This is a genomic window from Roseburia sp. AF20-18LB, assembly GCF_003461185.1.
Taxonomy (GTDB): Bacteria; Bacillota; Clostridia; order Lachnospirales; family Lachnospiraceae; genus Roseburia_C; species Roseburia_C amylophila.
The window spans coordinates 80,651-96,104 of record NZ_QTWP01000003.1 but is presented as its reverse complement, the minus strand read 5'-3'; the positions used below and the strand labels follow the sequence as shown (position 1 = coordinate 96,104).

Genomic DNA, 15,454 nt, shown 5'->3' with positions numbered 1-15,454 from the left:
AACAATAACAGGGTGATGGTATGAAGGAAAAAAGCCTTTCAATAGGACTGGATTTTGGAAAAAAATACGCATTAGTATCATATTGTACATCCGATATGTCAGAGCCGGATACCATCAGTACCGTGGCAGGCAGTGAATTGTACCAGATTCCATTAAGCCTTTGTAAGCGGAGAGGAATCGGACAGTGGTATTACGGAAAAGAAGCGGAGACTGTCATGAAAAATGGCGAAGGAAGCGGCTGTGACCGGCTCTTCAGCCGGGCACTGGCAGGCGAACAGGTTACCGTGGAAGGGGAAACTTATGATACGGTAGAACTGTTAAGTCTCTTTGTCCGTAAAATTCTTACGGTACCGCAGAAATTCGGCACATCCATGAAGCTGGCAAGAATTACCATTACCATGGATACTTTAAACCGGGAGAAGATGGAACTGATTGAAAAAATAGCCGGACGGATGAAGTGGACAAAAGAGCAGTGTCATGTCATCGATTATGCAGAAAGCTTTTATTATTATGCTTTAAGCCAGAAGGAAGAACTGTGGCTGCATGATGCAGTTCTCTTTGATTATTCCAAGAACAGTATGCGTTTTTATTACATGGAGCGTAATCTGAATTCCACACCACAGCTGGTTCATATTTATCTGAAAGATTATGGTCCTTTGATTGGCAATAGAGACACTGCGTTTTTAGATGTAGTAACAGATGCCGTTTCCCGTAAAATCTATTCTTCGGTATATCTGACCGGGGATGGTTTTGATGGAGAATGGATGAGAGAATCCTTAAAATTTCTCTGCAACGGAAGGCATGTTTTCTTAGGCAAAAATCTTTATGCTAAGGGAGCCTGTTATGCATCCTGCATCCATACCGGAATGCAGCCATGGCAGTTTGTCTATATTGGCGAGAATGAGATGAAGGTAAATATCAGCCTTAAAGTAAAAGACCGGGAAGAACTTATTTTCCATACACTGGTAAGTGCAGGAGAAAACTGGTATGAAGCAAAGAATCAGTGCGAGATTTTACTGGCAGGTACGAATACCGTTGATTTCTGGCTGCAGCTTCCGGACAGCAGGGAAGCAAAGATAGAATCCTTAGAGCTTACGGATATTCCAAAACGGCCGGAACGTATGACCAGACTTTCTATTATGACAGAAGCACTGTCGGATTCCGCTGTAAAGGTTACCATACGGGACCTTGGATTTGGAGAGATTTATAAAAGCTCTGAAAAAGTGTGGGAATATAAAATGGAACTGTAGGAGGAGACTTCATGGGAGAATTGATTTTATGCAATCGGAAAGAAACCGATGTGCCATATTATTTAGAACAGAATATGATAAATATCTATTCCCTGGAGGAATTGAACTGGTATATTTTAAACCACACGGAATATCTTGACGATTCTTTTGTGTCGGATGATTTAATCAGCTGGATTGCAGAGGAGTTAAAAGACCGGGAGTTAGCCGGGCAGTTAAAAGAGGCTGTCCGAAAGAAAATAACGCTGGCAAAGAAAGTCCGACTTCTGATGGATGCCTGCGGCTTTTGCACAAAGAAAGAAAAAGATGAAATCGAATATGCACTGGCAGAAGTAGAAAATAAATCAGAAATTGAATGTATGAAAATCAGGGCAGACAGAAGCCTTATGAATCATCGGTATGTCATGGCTATCAGGGAATATATGCGTCTGCTGCAGAAGGAAGAGGCGGGGAAGCTGGCTGCTTCTGTCATAGGAAATATATGGAATAATATTGGAGTTGCACATACCGGATTATTCCTGTACCGGGATGCGGCACGATGCTTTAAGAAAGCTTATGACTATAATAACAATCCGGCATGTATGCGGGAGATGGAAGAAGCATGGCGGATGGCAGCACCGGATGAAAAGGAACAGGTTTATGAAGTATCAGAAGAACTGCAAAAGACATTAGAGGATATTCATAAGCAATGGAATGATGAGGAAGAAGTACTGGAAGCATTTCGAGATGTGCTGGATAAGAAAAAATATATTTACGAAAGCAATGGACGGTGGGCATAACATTGATAAAATTTTTTAGAAGAAAAAGGAAACCAAAGAAAACAATCGAAGAGGTCTTAGAATGTATCACAGAGGATACGTTATCGGAAGAAGACCGGAAGGATGAACATAAAGTACAACATTATGTTCTGGGTCACTGTGAACAGATGATTGACACCACAAAGACCCTGGAAAATGAAAAGTCTGAATATCGTGTGGTGACTTCTTATTTAAAGGATATCCAGATTATTGAAGAACTGCCGGAAGATGAGGCAGCTGCTTTAAGAGATACTGCAAACAGTATTCTTACACTGGATCAGTCCCGTTCCGATTATCTGAAAGCAACCAAGAAGCTGACAGATACGCAGTATGCACAGATGGAACAGGAAGAGGAGACTCTGACGGAATCCATCCGGACCCTGCAGGCAAATGAGATGTATCAGGCGGCCGTAAAGCGTGATATGAATTACCTGGAAGGGGAGAAGAATGAATGGGCCTATTACCGGGAAGAGTTAATGGAAGAACAGAAGATTCTGCGGAAGGCATCCTATGTAGTATTTGGCATGGTACTGGCATTCCTTGCAGTTATATTGGTTCTTCATGTGGCATTGGAAATGGATGTACGGATTCTATTTACGATTCTGATGGTAGCTGCGGCAGCCAGTGGATTCTTTATGCTGTTCCGGAATCAGAATAATACAAGAGAAATCAAGCGGGCAGAAGTGAACATGAATCATGCCATTACTCTTTTGAACCGTACTAAAATAAAGTATGTAAATTCTACGAATGCAGTGGATTATGCCTGTGAGAAATACCATGTGCATAATTCCTATGAACTGACCTATCTTTGGGAGCAGTACTTAGAAGCCAAGCGGGAAAGAGAGAAATTTGAACGGAACAGTGATGACTTGGAATATTTTAATGGAAAGTTAGTACGCATGCTGCAAAAATATGAACTTTATGATGCAAAGGTCTGGATTAGTCAGCCCAATGCACTGGTAGATAAGCGTGAAATGGTGGAAATCAAGCATGAATTATTGAGCCGGCGGCAGAAAATCCGGGCATCCATTGAATATAACATGGATGTAGTATTAGAACAGAAGGAAGAAATTGAAAAACTCATGAAAGAGTATCATGAGGAAATCCCGGAAGTCCGTGAGATTATTAATTCTGTGGACCGGCTCTGCGGAACCGGAGAATGAAAATAGCGTATCATCGATAGAAAATATCGGTGATACGCTATTTTTTACTTTACAGGAAATTGCTTTCCTGTAAAGTAAAAAACGCTCCGCGAGGATGCACACTGCGGCGTATAAGGTAGATGTCGCAAGCAACCGCCGCAGGCGCGAGAATGTGCCAAGGCACATTCTTTTCTATCACGGTTTTATTTGCAGCCGCAGCTCTTATCGAAAGCCGGGTTACATGCATAGAAGTTCTTGGAGTCAAGGTGTTCCTGTACCATCCGGAGTGCTTCGCCAAAACGCTGGAAGTGTACGACCTCCCTGGCACGCAGGAAACGAATCGGATCTACAACGTCCGGGTCTTTTACGACACGAAGAATGTTATCGTAAGTGGTGCGGGCTTTCTGCTCTGCAGCCATATCTTCCATAAGGTCAGTAATCGGATCGCCTTTGGACTGGAATTCACAGGCATTCTGTGGAACACCACCGGCAGCCTGTGGCCATACGGCAAGGGTGTGGTCAATATAGTAAGGACCGAAGTTAGAGGCTTTGATTTCCTCCGGAGTCAGGTCTCTGGTAAGCTGGTGTACGATGGTTGCAATCATCTCAAAATGGGCAATTTCTTCTGTTGCAATATCGGTAAGCAGTCCGGCTACTTCACGGTAAGGAATGGAATAGCGCTGGGAGAGATAACGTAAGGATGCGTTGATTTCTCCGTCAGGACCTCCGTACTGGCTTAAGATATACTGTGCGGTTTTCGGATCGGTCTGTTTGATGTTGACCGGATATTCCAGTCTTTTTTCATACTGCCACATTTAACAATTTCCCCCTTCCCATGGATTTCTCATGCTTCCCCAGCTCCAGTGACCGTCTGTGTCGGCACCGTCTAAAGTCAGGGGACCATATTTTTCTTCATACATTTTCACTGCTTTTAACCGCAGGGTACGGTAGTGGTTATAGAAGGAAAGTGCTTCTTCATCATAAGGATGGGTGTCAAGGTAAAGGGCAGTATCATAAGCTACAAAGCTGACCTGATTAATCCAGTCTAAAAGCTGGGACTGGTTCATTGGCATATTGTTCATCAGAATCTGCCTCCTTTCATGGAACCATGGAAAGGCTTATTTAAATCCTGAAAGACTGTGCCATTACGCAGAGCCTGGTCAGGTTCGTACAGATTGCCGAACTGCTGCCATGGAACATAAGCCATGGCAAGTTCCTGATTACAGGCAAACTGTTTCGTATAAGGTGTCGGAACAGCCGGACGGCTGCTTTGTGGCTGACAATTACAGTTGTTCATATGCTGACCTCAATAAAAATATTCATATTAATATATGTGCAGATGAAAAGGAATGTGAGATTTTATATTGTGAAAAAAAGAATCCTGCGGTAAAATACTTAATTGAGAAAAAATATCAATAACAAGAGAAGAGGAAAATAGATGACACTGGATGAACTTGAAATTGGAAGAGAAGCGGTAATAACCAAAGTAGGGGGAGAAGGAGCACTGCGGTGTAGATTTTTAGATATGGGGCTGATTCCAAAGACAAAGGTGCAGGTGCGTAAAGTAGCACCTATGGGAGACCCGATTGAACTCCGGATTCGTGGATATGAACTGACCATACGAAAAGAAGATGCCGGAAAAATTGAAGTAGAACCGGAGGAGAACTAGAATGATATTTGCATTAGTAGGAAACCAGAACTGTGGTAAGACCACATTATTTAATCAGCTCACCGGTTCCAACCAGCATGTTGGAAATTTTCCGGGTGTAACGGTTGACCAGAAAATGGGAGAAATCAGAGAACATAAGGATGCGTCGGTAGTTGACCTGCCGGGAATCTATTCTCTGCGTCCATATACCAGTGAGGAGATTGTAACAAGAGACTTTATTTTAAATGAAAAGCCGGATGGAATTATCAATATTGTAGATGCAACAAATATTGAGCGAAATCTCTATCTGACCCTGCAGTTGTTAGAAATGCATATTCCGATGGTATTAGCTCTGAATATGATGGATGAGGTGCGTAACAACGGCGGAAGTATTGATGTAAAACAGATGTCTTTAGAACTGGGAATTCCGGTCATTCCAATCAGTGCGGTAAAGGGAGAGGGAGTGGAAGACCTGGTACACAGCGCCATGAAGGTGGCAGGACAGAAGATATATCCAAAGGTAACGGATTTTTGCGAGAAAGGTCCTGTGCACCGCTGCATTCATGCGGTATCCCATCAGGTAGAAGACCATGCACAGAATATCGGAATGTCACCACGTTTTGCAGCAACGAAGATTGTAGAACAGGATACAGACATTATTGACAGACTGAAGCTGAGCCAGAACGAACTGGATATGATGGAACACAGTATTGAAGAAATGGAAACAGACCATCATATGGACAGAAATGCCGCTCTGGCGGATATGAGATATACCTTTATTGAAAAGGTGTGCAGTAAATCAGTAACAAAGTGCCATGAGAGCAAAGAACATATTCGTAGTGTGAAGATAGACAATGTATTAACGAATAAATATCTTGCTATTCCGTTGTTTCTTCTGATTATGCTGCTTGTATTCTGGCTGACCTTCGGTGTGATCGGAGCATTTTTGAGCGATTATCTGGCTGTTTTTATTGCATACATAACGAATCTTGCAGACAAGGGGCTGACTGCTTATGGAATTAACCCGGTGGTTCACAGCCTGATTATTGATGGTGTATTTGCCGGAGTAGGAAGTGTGTTAAGCTTCCTGCCGATTATTGTGGTTTTATTTTTCTTCCTGTCTATTCTGGAAGATTCCGGTTATATGGCAAGAGTTGCCTTTGTTATGGATAAACTGCTGCGTAAGATTGGACTTTCCGGACGAAGTTTTGTTCCAATGCTGATTGGATTTGGTTGTACGGTTCCGGCAGTAATGTCAAGCAGAACTTTAGCATCCGAAAGAGACCGGAAAATGACCATTATGCTGACACCATTTATCAGCTGTTCGGCGAAAATACCGATTTATGCGGTGTTTACAGCAGCATTTTTTAAAAAGTATCAGGCACTTGTTATGATTGCACTTTATGTTGGTGGAATGGTAATGGGAATTCTGGTGGCACTTTTATTCAAGCATTCCGCATTCCGTGGAAAACCGATGCCTTTTGTCATGGAGCTTCCGAATTACCGGCTGCCATCTTTAAAGAGCGTGGTACTCCTGATGTGGGACAAGGCAAAGGATTTCTTAGAGAGGGCATTTACCGTTATTTTCCTTGCAACGATTATTATCTGGTTTTTACAGTCTTTTGATACCAGACTGAATGTAGTATCTGACAGCGCAGACAGCCTGCTGGCATTAATCGGCCGTGTGATTGCACCAGTTTTTGCTCCGCTTGGATTTGGGGACTGGAGAGTATCCACTTCTTTGATTACCGGATTTACTGCCAAAGAAGCAGTAATCAGTACCATGAGTGTACTTCTTGGAACCAGTGTGACTGCTTTGGGCAACAGCCTTGGAACTCTGTTTACACCGGTATCAGCAGTCAGCTTCCTGGTATTTACGTTACTTTATACACCATGTGTAGCAGCGATTGCAGCAATCAGACGGGAGATGGGTTCAAAGCTTCAGGCACTTGGTGTTGTGGTAATGCAGTGCGTGGTTGCATGGATTGCAGCATTTGTTGTCTTTCAGATTGGCAGCCTGATTTTTTAGGAGGCAGATATTATGGGCGTTAATGATATTATTTTGTTATTACTGATTCTTTGCTGGTGCGCCTTTGCGGTATATGCTATGATGAAAAAGAAAAAAGAGGGAGGCTGCATTGGCTGCAGCGGATGTAGTGGAAGGACAGATACGGATGCGGTCTGCAAAGAATGTTCCCGGAGGAAAAAGTAGTAAAAAGTATTTATTTTAGAACATAGGAGCAGGCTACTTGTATTATTGAAAGTGGTGTGCTAGATTATTGTTAGCATAGTGTTATATATTGATAATACTGTGCGTGGTTATGAACAATGATATAATACAATTTTTTTCTAGGAGGAAACGATGAGAGGACTACGTACACCAGTATCAGATTTGAGAAAAAGCATTTTTACGGAGGTAGCAAAAATTGCTTATGAAGCAGACAGTGCAAACCTGAACGATGCCGTTGAGGCAGTTCCATATACAGTTTGCCCTGGAGATGTTCCTACATACCGTGAAAGTATTTATAGAGAACGTGCGATTGCAGCAGAAAGAGTAAGACTTGCTATGGGTATGTCTTTACGGCCACAGGATAAACCGGTACATGTTACCAGTGGCCTCGAAGAGAGCAATGTGGCAGAAAAATATTATGAGCCACCTCTTATGCAGGTAATTCCATCTGCATGTAATCTGTGCGAAGAAAAGAAATATGAAGTATCCAATATGTGCCAGGGATGTATTGCACATCCATGTATGGAGGTATGTCCAAAGGGAGCAATCTCCCAGGTAGATGGCAAATCTGTAATCGACCAGGAGAAATGTATCAAATGTGGAAGATGTAAAGCAGCCTGCCCATATGATGCAATTTCCAAGAAAGAAAGACCTTGTTCCATGGCTTGTGGAATTGGAGCAATTGGAACAGATGAATACGGAAGAGCAAAGATTGATGCAGATAAATGTGTATCCTGTGGTCAGTGTATGGTAAGCTGCCCATTCGGAGCAATTGCAGATAAATCACAGATTTTCCAGTTGATCCGTTGTATGAAAGAAGGCGGAGAAGTTATCGCTGAAATTGCACCTGCATTTGTAGGTCAGTTCGGACCTGGAGCTACTCCAAAGCATGTAAAGGCAGCTTTATTAGAACTTGGTTTTTCAGAGGTTGTAGAGGTTGCACTTGGAGCTGATATCGGTGCAGTAGCAGAAGCACATCACTATGCAAATCATGTTGCAACAGGAGAGCTTCCGTTCTTACTTACTTCCTGCTGTCCTGCATGGTCCATGCTTGCAAAGACACAGTTCCCGGATTTAATCGGGAGCGTATCTTCTGAGCTTACACCTATGGTTGCTACAGCAAGAAGCATTAAGAAAGAACATCCGAATGCAAAAGTAGTATTTATCGGACCGTGTGCTGCTAAAAAACTGGAAGCAAGCAGAAGAACTGTACGAAGCGATGTTGATTTTGTAATCACATTTGAAGAGTTAGACGCTATGTTTGCAGCAAAAGGAATTGATCCGAACCAGACAGAGGGTGAAAGCTCCATGCATGATGCAACTGCTGCAGGTCGTGGATATGCATGTGCCGGTGGTGTTGCAGATGCCATTGAAAAATGTGTACATGAATATTATCCGGATGTGGATGTTAAGATTGAACATGCAGAAGGTCTTGCTGAATGTAAGAAGATGCTGATGCTTGCCAAGGCTGGTAAGATGAATGGATGTATGATTGAAGGAATGGGATGTCCTGGCGGATGTATCGCCGGAGCAGGAACTATTCTTCCGATTCCGAAAGCAAAACAGGAAATCGAGAAGATTAAGAAAGCTTCTACCAAGCAGCTTCCTCCAAAGGAATTACGGGAAATCGAATTAAATTAATAGTAAGAAAGCGGGTTAATAGAATGAGCAAGGTTAGAACCAGATTTGCACCAAGTCCTACAGGAAGAATGCATGTAGGAAATCTGCGTACAGCACTTTATGCATATTTAATTGCAAAGCATGAGGGCGGAGATTTTATTTTAAGAATTGAAGATACAGACCAGGAACGTTATGTTGAGGGAGCGGTAGATATTATCTACCGTACCCTTGAGAAGACTGGATTGTTACATGATGAAGGTCCGGACAAGGATGGCGGTGTTGGCCCATATGTGCAGAGTGAACGTCAGGCACAGGGAATTTATCTGGAGTATGCGAAGAAACTCATTGAAAAAGGAGAAGCATACTATTGTTTCTGTGATAAGGAGCGTTTAGAGAGTCTGCGTCAGACTGTTGCAGGTAAAGAGATTATTGTTTACGATAAGCATTGCCTGCATTTAAGCAAGGAAGAAATAGAAGAAAAGCTTGCTGCAGGTGTTCCATACGTTATCCGTCAGAACAATCCTCAGACAGGAACAACAACCTTCCATGATGAAATCTATGGAGATATTACCGTTGATAATGCGGAGCTGGACGATATGATTCTGATTAAATCAGACGGATATCCGACTTATAACTTTGCCAACGTAGTAGATGACCATTTGATGGGAATTACACATGTAGTAAGAGGAAATGAATATCTTTCTTCTTCTCCAAAGTATAACCGTCTGTATGAAGCTTTTGGCTGGGATGTGCCAGTGTATGTACACTGTCCGTTAATTACCAACGAAGAGCATCAGAAGTTAAGTAAACGTTGCGGACATTCTTCCTACGAAGATTTGATTGAACAGGGATTTTTAACAGAGGCAGTTGTAAACTTTGTGGCATTACTGGGGTGGAGTCCGGCAGATAACCGGGAAATCTTTTCTTTAGAGGAGCTGGTAAAAGCCTTTGATTATCATCATATGAGTAAATCACCGGCTGTATTTGACTATACAAAGCTGAAATGGATGAATGGCGAATACATCAAGGCAATGGATTTTGATTCGTACTTTGAAATGGCAGAGCCATATATCCGGAAAGTAATTACCAGGGATTATGATATCCGCAAGATTGCGGAGATGGTGAAGACCAGAATTGAAATCTTCCCGGATATTGAGAATCTGATTGACTTCTTTGAGGAACTTCCGGAGTATGATACCGCAATGTATACCCATAAGAAGATGAAGACCACAGAAGAGAGCTCTTTGGAAGTCTTGACAGAGATTCTTCCGGTATTAGAGGCTCAACAGGATTACAGTAATGATGCACTGTATCAGACACTTTGTGATTTTGTGGCAGAGAAGGGCTGCAAGAATGGTTATGTATTATGGCCGGTTCGTACAGCGGTTTCCGGTAAACAGATGACACCGGCAGGTGCAACTGAGATTATGGAAATTATTGGTAAGGAGGAGTCCTTAAAACGTATCCGTACCGGAATTACACTTCTTACGAAAGCACTTGAGAAATAAAAGTTACGAGGCATTTCATGCAATTTAATGAAGCACAACAGGAAGCTGTTGATTTTTATCAGGGTCCCTGCCTTACACTGGCGGGGCCCGGTTCAGGCAAAACTGCCGTAATTACCCATCGAACGAAAAATTTAATAGAAAAATATGGGGTGTCACCATCAGAGATTCTGGTGGTGACATTTACAAAAGCAGCCGCTATGGAGATGAAGGAGCGTTTTCTTTCGCTAACGAATCAGACATCCACAACGGCTACTTTTGGTACTTTTCATGCGGTGTTTTTTACGGTATTAAAGTATGCTTATCATTATCGGGCAGAAAATATTATAAGAGATGAGCAGAAGGTGGTATTTATCCGGAATCTTTTACGTCATTTTCCGATTGACTATGAAGATGAAAATGAATGCATCCAGACTCTGTTATCTGAAATCAGCGGTGTAAAGAATTCGAACATTCCCATTGAACATTATTATTCTTCTAATTTTCCAGAGCATACATTCCGGGATGTATTTATGAATTATCAGAAGATGCTGCAGAAGAACCGGCTGATTGATTTTGATGATATGTTAGTTTATACCTATGAACTTTTCAGCCAGCGGAAGGATATCTTAGCACTCTGGCAGAAGAAGTTCCGGTATATTTTGATTGATGAGTTTCAGGATATCAATGGATTGCAATATGAGATTATAAGGATGCTTGCAGCACCGGAAAATAATCTCTTTGTGGTAGGGGATGATGACCAGTCTATTTACAGGTTCCGCCAGGCAAGACCGGAGATTATGCTGAACTTTGAGAAGGATTATGCTGATGCAAAGCGGATTGTATTAAATTATAATTATCGTTCCGATGGAAATATTGTGGCAGCGGCAGGAAGACTGATTGCCCACAATACAGGGCGGTTTGCAAAGGATATTAAGGCATTTCATCCGGCAAAGGAAGCGGTAGTATGTAAGACTTACCGGACGCAGCGGGAAGAAAATTTAGGATTGATTCATGCACTTAAGGAATATACCGCAGCTGGTGGTGACTGGTCGGACGCAGCGGTGCTGTTTCGCACTAATACACAGCCAAGACTTCTGATGCAGCAGTTGATGGAATATAATATTCCTTTCCGTACAAGGGATAATATTCCTAATATTTATGAGCATTGGATTGCAAAAGATATGGAAAGTTATCTTCGGATTGCCCATGGAAGCAGAAGAAGGGCAGACTTCTTACAGATTATGAACCGGCCGAACCGTTATATTGGGCGGGACAGCCTGGAAGAGGATACTGTAGCATTTGATGTCTGGGCAGATTATTATGATAAAATGGAGCAGTCCTGGATTGCACGAAGAATCGACCGGCTTTATCATGACTGCAAAATGTTAGCCGGAATGAAGCCTTTTGCAGCGGTGAATTATATCCGCAAGGGAATCGGCTACGATGACTATATCAAAGAATATGCAGATCAGAGAGGTATGAATGAGGAAGAACTTTTGGATATTCTAGAACAGCTTACCGATATGACCAAAGAGTTCGATAGCTTTGATGACTGGCAGAAACAGAAAGAGAAATATTTAAAAGAATTACAGCGTGCCATGGAGAAGCAGCGGACGAAGGGAGAGGGCGTTGTCTTATCAACCCTACATAGCTCGAAGGGATTAGAGTATGATGTGGTATTTTTGATTGATGTAAATGAGAAAATCATGCCCTATAAGAAAGCTGTTTTAGATGCGGATCTGGAAGAGGAACGCAGAATGTTCTATGTGGGGATGACCAGAGCAAAAAAACAGCTCTACCTCTTCTCGGTAGAGCTGTTGAATAATCACAGTGCAGAACCATCCCGGTTCTTAAAAGAATTGCAGGAAACGTAATGGATGATTAGTTGTCCATTGCGTCAAATTCTGCTTCATCTAATAATTCATCAAAACGGTCGGAGACAACTTCGTATTCTTCGTCACTGTCAATATTATCTAAAGAAGGATTTCCATCCTCATCCTCGGAGTAACGATAGATATATACTTCACCATCTGCATTTTCATTTCCCTTTTCATCTAAGGGCATCAGCGCAATATAATCCTGTTTTCCTGCTTCAAAGATAGTAAGAATTTTGCATTCCACATCCTGCCCATTGTCTAAATTTAATGTCACCATGATATCGTCTTCATCTTTTAACTGTTTGTTTTCCATAAAATACCTCTTTCTTTATATAATTGTCTGAACGTAGAGTTCCGGACGTTTTTCCAGATTGATAAATATATTGTCTTCTAACCGAACCACCGGACGAGTCAGGCGATGCTTGTTAATCAGCACAATTTTACCGGTCATGCCATTACTTAACATGACATCATTGTTAATATATGTATTGGCAATATGCTCCAGGAAGCTGGTAATAAACTGGGGTTTGTATTTACCCAGACCCTCCCGCTCAAAAGTGGCAATGACCTCAAACGGGCAGACGCCGCGGCGATAACAGCGGTCAGCAGTCATGGCATCGTAGACATCTGCAATAGCAACGATATTGGCAAAATCATCAATATCATCTCCGATAAGTCCGATTGGATAGCCGCTTCCATCACAGCGTTCATGATGGGTGAGAGCAATTTTTTTGATGCGGACAGATACATTCTGATTTTTCAGCAGTTCATAACCATATTCGGAATGTTTTTTCACCAGTTCATATTCTTCCGGGGTCAGGCGCCCTGGCTTGTTAATGATTTCAGGTGGAATTTTACTTTTTCCTATATCGTGTAAGAGACCACCCAGAGTCAGAGTTTCTAAATCATCTGCATTATAATTCTGCCACATACCAATCATTCGGCTGATTAAAGAAACATTCAGACTGTGGGCATAAGTGGAATCGGTAATTTTGCGCATATTGTGCAGCATATCGAACATGGAAATTGTAGTGGAATGTCTGGCAAAAAGATCTAAAGCGCAGGATAAAAGAGCCTCCTGATCTAAAGGAATGTTTTTTGTGACAAAATCATTGATGGATTTTTCTAAAAAAGGTACTTTTTTTTCGTAATTTGCTTTAAAAACTTTGAATTCTTTACTGTTTCTTACCCGTTCAGAATACCGGTCAACTGCTTCCTTTTCTTCAGCCATTGACTGAATGGCATCAACAGGCAGAACACCGTCTATTATTCTGGCACTCTCAATTCCATAAAACTCAAGGTGCGCAATCATCTGGGTTGTCAGCATTTTGTGTTCTTCTACAATCATCTGCCCATGCCTGCTCATGACAGGAGCGGCAGTCACCATGCCAGGTTGTAAATCCTTTGTTGCAACTGTATGCATGAATATACCTCTTATATCACTAATTAACAATACACTACACTATAATTATAAAAATTTACATATCAATTGTCAATGAATCGTGTTATAATCTTTTCAAGAGACTTGAATATAGGAAAGTGCAGGATGATGAAATGAAATACAATGTTCGGGAAGGCGATTACAGAACCATGGGAGCAGTTGTGCATAGTGATGGGGTTGTATTTACCTTTGAGGGGAGAAAAGAGCAGAAATGCAGTATTGTACTGTATGAAAAGAAAACAGGGAAAATTGAGAAAATACCGGTTCCGGATACTTACTATGTGGGTGCACTGCGCTCAATTATGGTAATGGGCATTGAACCGGCTTCTTTTGATTATAATTTTGAAATAGACGGTAAGGTTATGACAGATCCATATGCCAGAAGAATTGTAGGCAGGGAAAAGTGGGGAGAAAAGGAACGCTTTGGTATGGATTATCAGGTGAAAAGCGGTTTCTCCACAGATGTTTTTGACTGGGAAGAGGATGTGGCACCGGAAATTGCCAAAAAGGATATGGTCATGTACAAACTTCATGTGAGAAATTTTACCATGGAGGGTAGTAATGACGGCGCAAGAAAAGGTACTTTTGAAGCGGTAGAGAACCGGATAGGATATCTTCGTGATATGGGCGTTACAACCGTTGAATTTATGCCTTTTTATGAATTTGAAGAACTGATGATACCGGCAACCTGTGAACTGCCGGATTATGTGACCTGGAAGGAAGAACAGAAGACGGATACAAAGAAGCTGCCGGAAGTTGAGAAGATAAATTGCTGGGGGTATACTGAGGGCAATTATTTTGCACCGAAGGCTGCATTTACCAGAAGCAGACAGCCGGAGCATGCCTTGAAATCATTAATTAAGGCATTGCATAAAAATGACATGGAATGTATTATGGAAATTTATTTTCCTGATACCATCAATCAGAATCTGATGTTAGAAGCCCTGCGCTTCTGGGTGATGGAATATCATGTGGATGGATTCCGACTGATGGGAGCAAATCTTCCGATTCGTGCTATGGCACAGGATTTGATTTTGTGCCGCAGTAAGCTGTTTGCAGATACGATTCCGGAGGATTTGCTGGAACAGGATTATGCATATCCGCATTTATTTGTTTACCGGGATGAATTTTATTATCCGTTGCGGAAAATGTTAAATCATAAGGAAATCTGTCTTACCGATTTTGTAAACCAGATGCGTAAGCAGAAGAAATATGCCGGATTTGTGAATTATGCAGCATCTAATGATGGTTTTACACTGGCAGATGTATTTATGTACAGTGAGAAACATAATGAAGCAAATGGGGAAAACAATGCTGATGGAAATGACTGGAATTACAGTGACAACTATGGCATTGAAGGACCAACCCGCAAAAAATATATAGAAAGCCTGCGTAAAAAACAGCTTCGAAATGCGATTACGGCAGTATTTTTAGCACAGGGTATTCCACTGCTTGCTGCCGGTGATGAGATTGGTAATTCCCAGAGGGGAAATAATAATGCTTATTGCCAGGATAATGCAGTTGGCTGGGTAAACTGGAAAAATGATAAGAAATATGCTTCCTTACAACAGTTTGTAAAGAAAATGGCAGCCTTTCGTAAGGCACACCCGGTTCTTCGGATGGAAGAGCCGATGCGGATGAATGATTATAAGGGACTGGGATATCCGGATCTTTCTTTTCACTGCGATAGTGCATGGACTGTGGGATTTAGCCCGAACCGCCAGTCGGTTGGGATGCTTTATTGCGGACTGTATGCGGATTGTGAGGAAATGATTTATGTGGCATATAATTTTCACACCGGAAAACAGTTCCTTGCACTTCCGAAATTGCCAAAAAGCAAAAAATGGTATAAAGTAATGGATACAGGAAATGAAAATGGTTTTCTGGAGAAAGAAATGATAATGGATGCAGTCCAGGTAGAAATTGCCGGGATGTCCATTCAGATATTAATAGGGAAATAAAGTA

Annotated in this window: 13 protein-coding genes and 1 pseudogene; 9 read left to right on the top strand and 5 right to left on the bottom strand. The window is 41.9% G+C overall.

Going from position 1 to position 15,454, the window contains the following annotated elements:
- Positions 1-20 precede the first annotated feature (20 nt).
- From DWX65_RS07585 to DWX65_RS07575, 3 genes are read left to right on the top strand one after another with little or no spacing between them, the layout of a single operon-like run.
- On the top strand, positions 21-1,250 hold the full coding sequence (locus tag DWX65_RS07585) for a DUF5716 family protein (RefSeq protein ID WP_118173182.1): 1,230 nt from the start codon (positions 21-23) through the stop codon (positions 1,248-1,250).
- An 11-nt stretch (positions 1,251-1,261) separates the two neighbouring features.
- Complete coding sequence (locus DWX65_RS07580) at positions 1,262-2,026, top strand: hypothetical protein (RefSeq protein WP_118173181.1); 765 nt, start codon at positions 1,262-1,264, stop codon at positions 2,024-2,026.
- Between the two features lie 2 nt (positions 2,027-2,028).
- Complete coding sequence (locus tag DWX65_RS07575; protein WP_117698290.1) at positions 2,029-3,207, top strand: hypothetical protein; 1,179 nt, start codon at positions 2,029-2,031, stop codon at positions 3,205-3,207.
- 182 nt (positions 3,208-3,389) lie between these two features.
- Here DWX65_RS07575 and DWX65_RS07570 read toward each other — a convergent pair whose 3' ends face one another.
- The 3 genes from DWX65_RS07570 to DWX65_RS07560 are packed head-to-tail and all read right to left on the bottom strand — an operon-like array spanning position 3,390 to position 4,483.
- Complete coding sequence (locus DWX65_RS07570) at positions 3,390-4,001, bottom strand: manganese catalase family protein (protein WP_022243337.1); 612 nt, start codon at positions 3,999-4,001, stop codon at positions 3,390-3,392.
- Positions 4,002-4,268 (bottom strand): spore coat protein CotJB, encoded by a 267-nt coding sequence (locus DWX65_RS07565; RefSeq protein WP_117698289.1) that lies wholly within the window; start codon positions 4,266-4,268, stop codon positions 4,002-4,004.
- On the bottom strand, positions 4,268-4,483 hold the full coding sequence (locus DWX65_RS07560; RefSeq protein WP_022243335.1) for a spore coat associated protein CotJA: 216 nt from the start codon (positions 4,481-4,483) through the stop codon (positions 4,268-4,270). The genes DWX65_RS07565 and DWX65_RS07560 overlap by 1 nt, the downstream gene beginning before the upstream one ends.
- A 141-nt stretch (positions 4,484-4,624) precedes the next feature.
- On the opposite strand from DWX65_RS07560, the pseudogene feoB reads away from it, so the two are divergent.
- The 5 genes and pseudogenes from feoB (at position 4,625) to DWX65_RS07530 (ending at position 12,045) form a co-directional block, all read left to right on the top strand.
- A pseudogene (gene feoB, locus DWX65_RS07550) lies at positions 4,625-6,863 on the top strand (ferrous iron transport protein B).
- 12 nt (positions 6,864-6,875) lie between these two features.
- A complete protein-coding gene (locus DWX65_RS07545) occupies positions 6,876-7,046 on the top strand; it encodes a FeoB-associated Cys-rich membrane protein (RefSeq protein ID WP_118173180.1) in 171 nt (56 codons plus the stop codon).
- Positions 7,047-7,196: 150 nt separating this feature from the next.
- On the top strand, positions 7,197-8,705 hold the full coding sequence (locus DWX65_RS07540; RefSeq protein WP_118173179.1) for a 4Fe-4S dicluster domain-containing protein: 1,509 nt from the start codon (positions 7,197-7,199) through the stop codon (positions 8,703-8,705).
- A 23-nt stretch (positions 8,706-8,728) separates the two neighbouring features.
- On the top strand, positions 8,729-10,192 hold the full coding sequence (gene gltX / locus DWX65_RS07535; protein ID WP_117841179.1) for a glutamate--tRNA ligase: 1,464 nt from the start codon (positions 8,729-8,731) through the stop codon (positions 10,190-10,192).
- A 17-nt stretch (positions 10,193-10,209) separates the two neighbouring features.
- Complete coding sequence (locus DWX65_RS07530; protein ID WP_117841178.1) at positions 10,210-12,045, top strand: ATP-dependent helicase; 1,836 nt, start codon at positions 10,210-10,212, stop codon at positions 12,043-12,045.
- A 7-nt stretch (positions 12,046-12,052) separates the two neighbouring features.
- Here the strand turns inward: DWX65_RS07530 and DWX65_RS07525 are convergent, their stop codons facing one another.
- Together DWX65_RS07525 and DWX65_RS07520 are read right to left on the bottom strand one after the other, a co-directional pair.
- Positions 12,053-12,361, bottom strand: coding sequence for a DUF1292 domain-containing protein (locus tag DWX65_RS07525; RefSeq protein ID WP_022243329.1), 309 nt, complete (start codon positions 12,359-12,361; stop codon positions 12,053-12,055).
- 15 nt (positions 12,362-12,376) lie between these two features.
- Complete coding sequence (locus DWX65_RS07520) at positions 12,377-13,471, bottom strand: HD-GYP domain-containing protein (RefSeq protein WP_118173178.1); 1,095 nt, start codon at positions 13,469-13,471, stop codon at positions 12,377-12,379.
- Between the two features lie 131 nt (positions 13,472-13,602).
- On the opposite strand from DWX65_RS07520, the gene DWX65_RS07515 reads away from it, so the two are divergent.
- Positions 13,603-15,450: a glycogen operon protein GlgX gene (locus tag DWX65_RS07515; RefSeq protein WP_118173294.1), complete on the top strand. Its 1,848-nt coding sequence runs from the start codon at positions 13,603-13,605 to the stop codon at positions 15,448-15,450.
- Positions 15,451-15,454 lie beyond the last annotated feature (4 nt).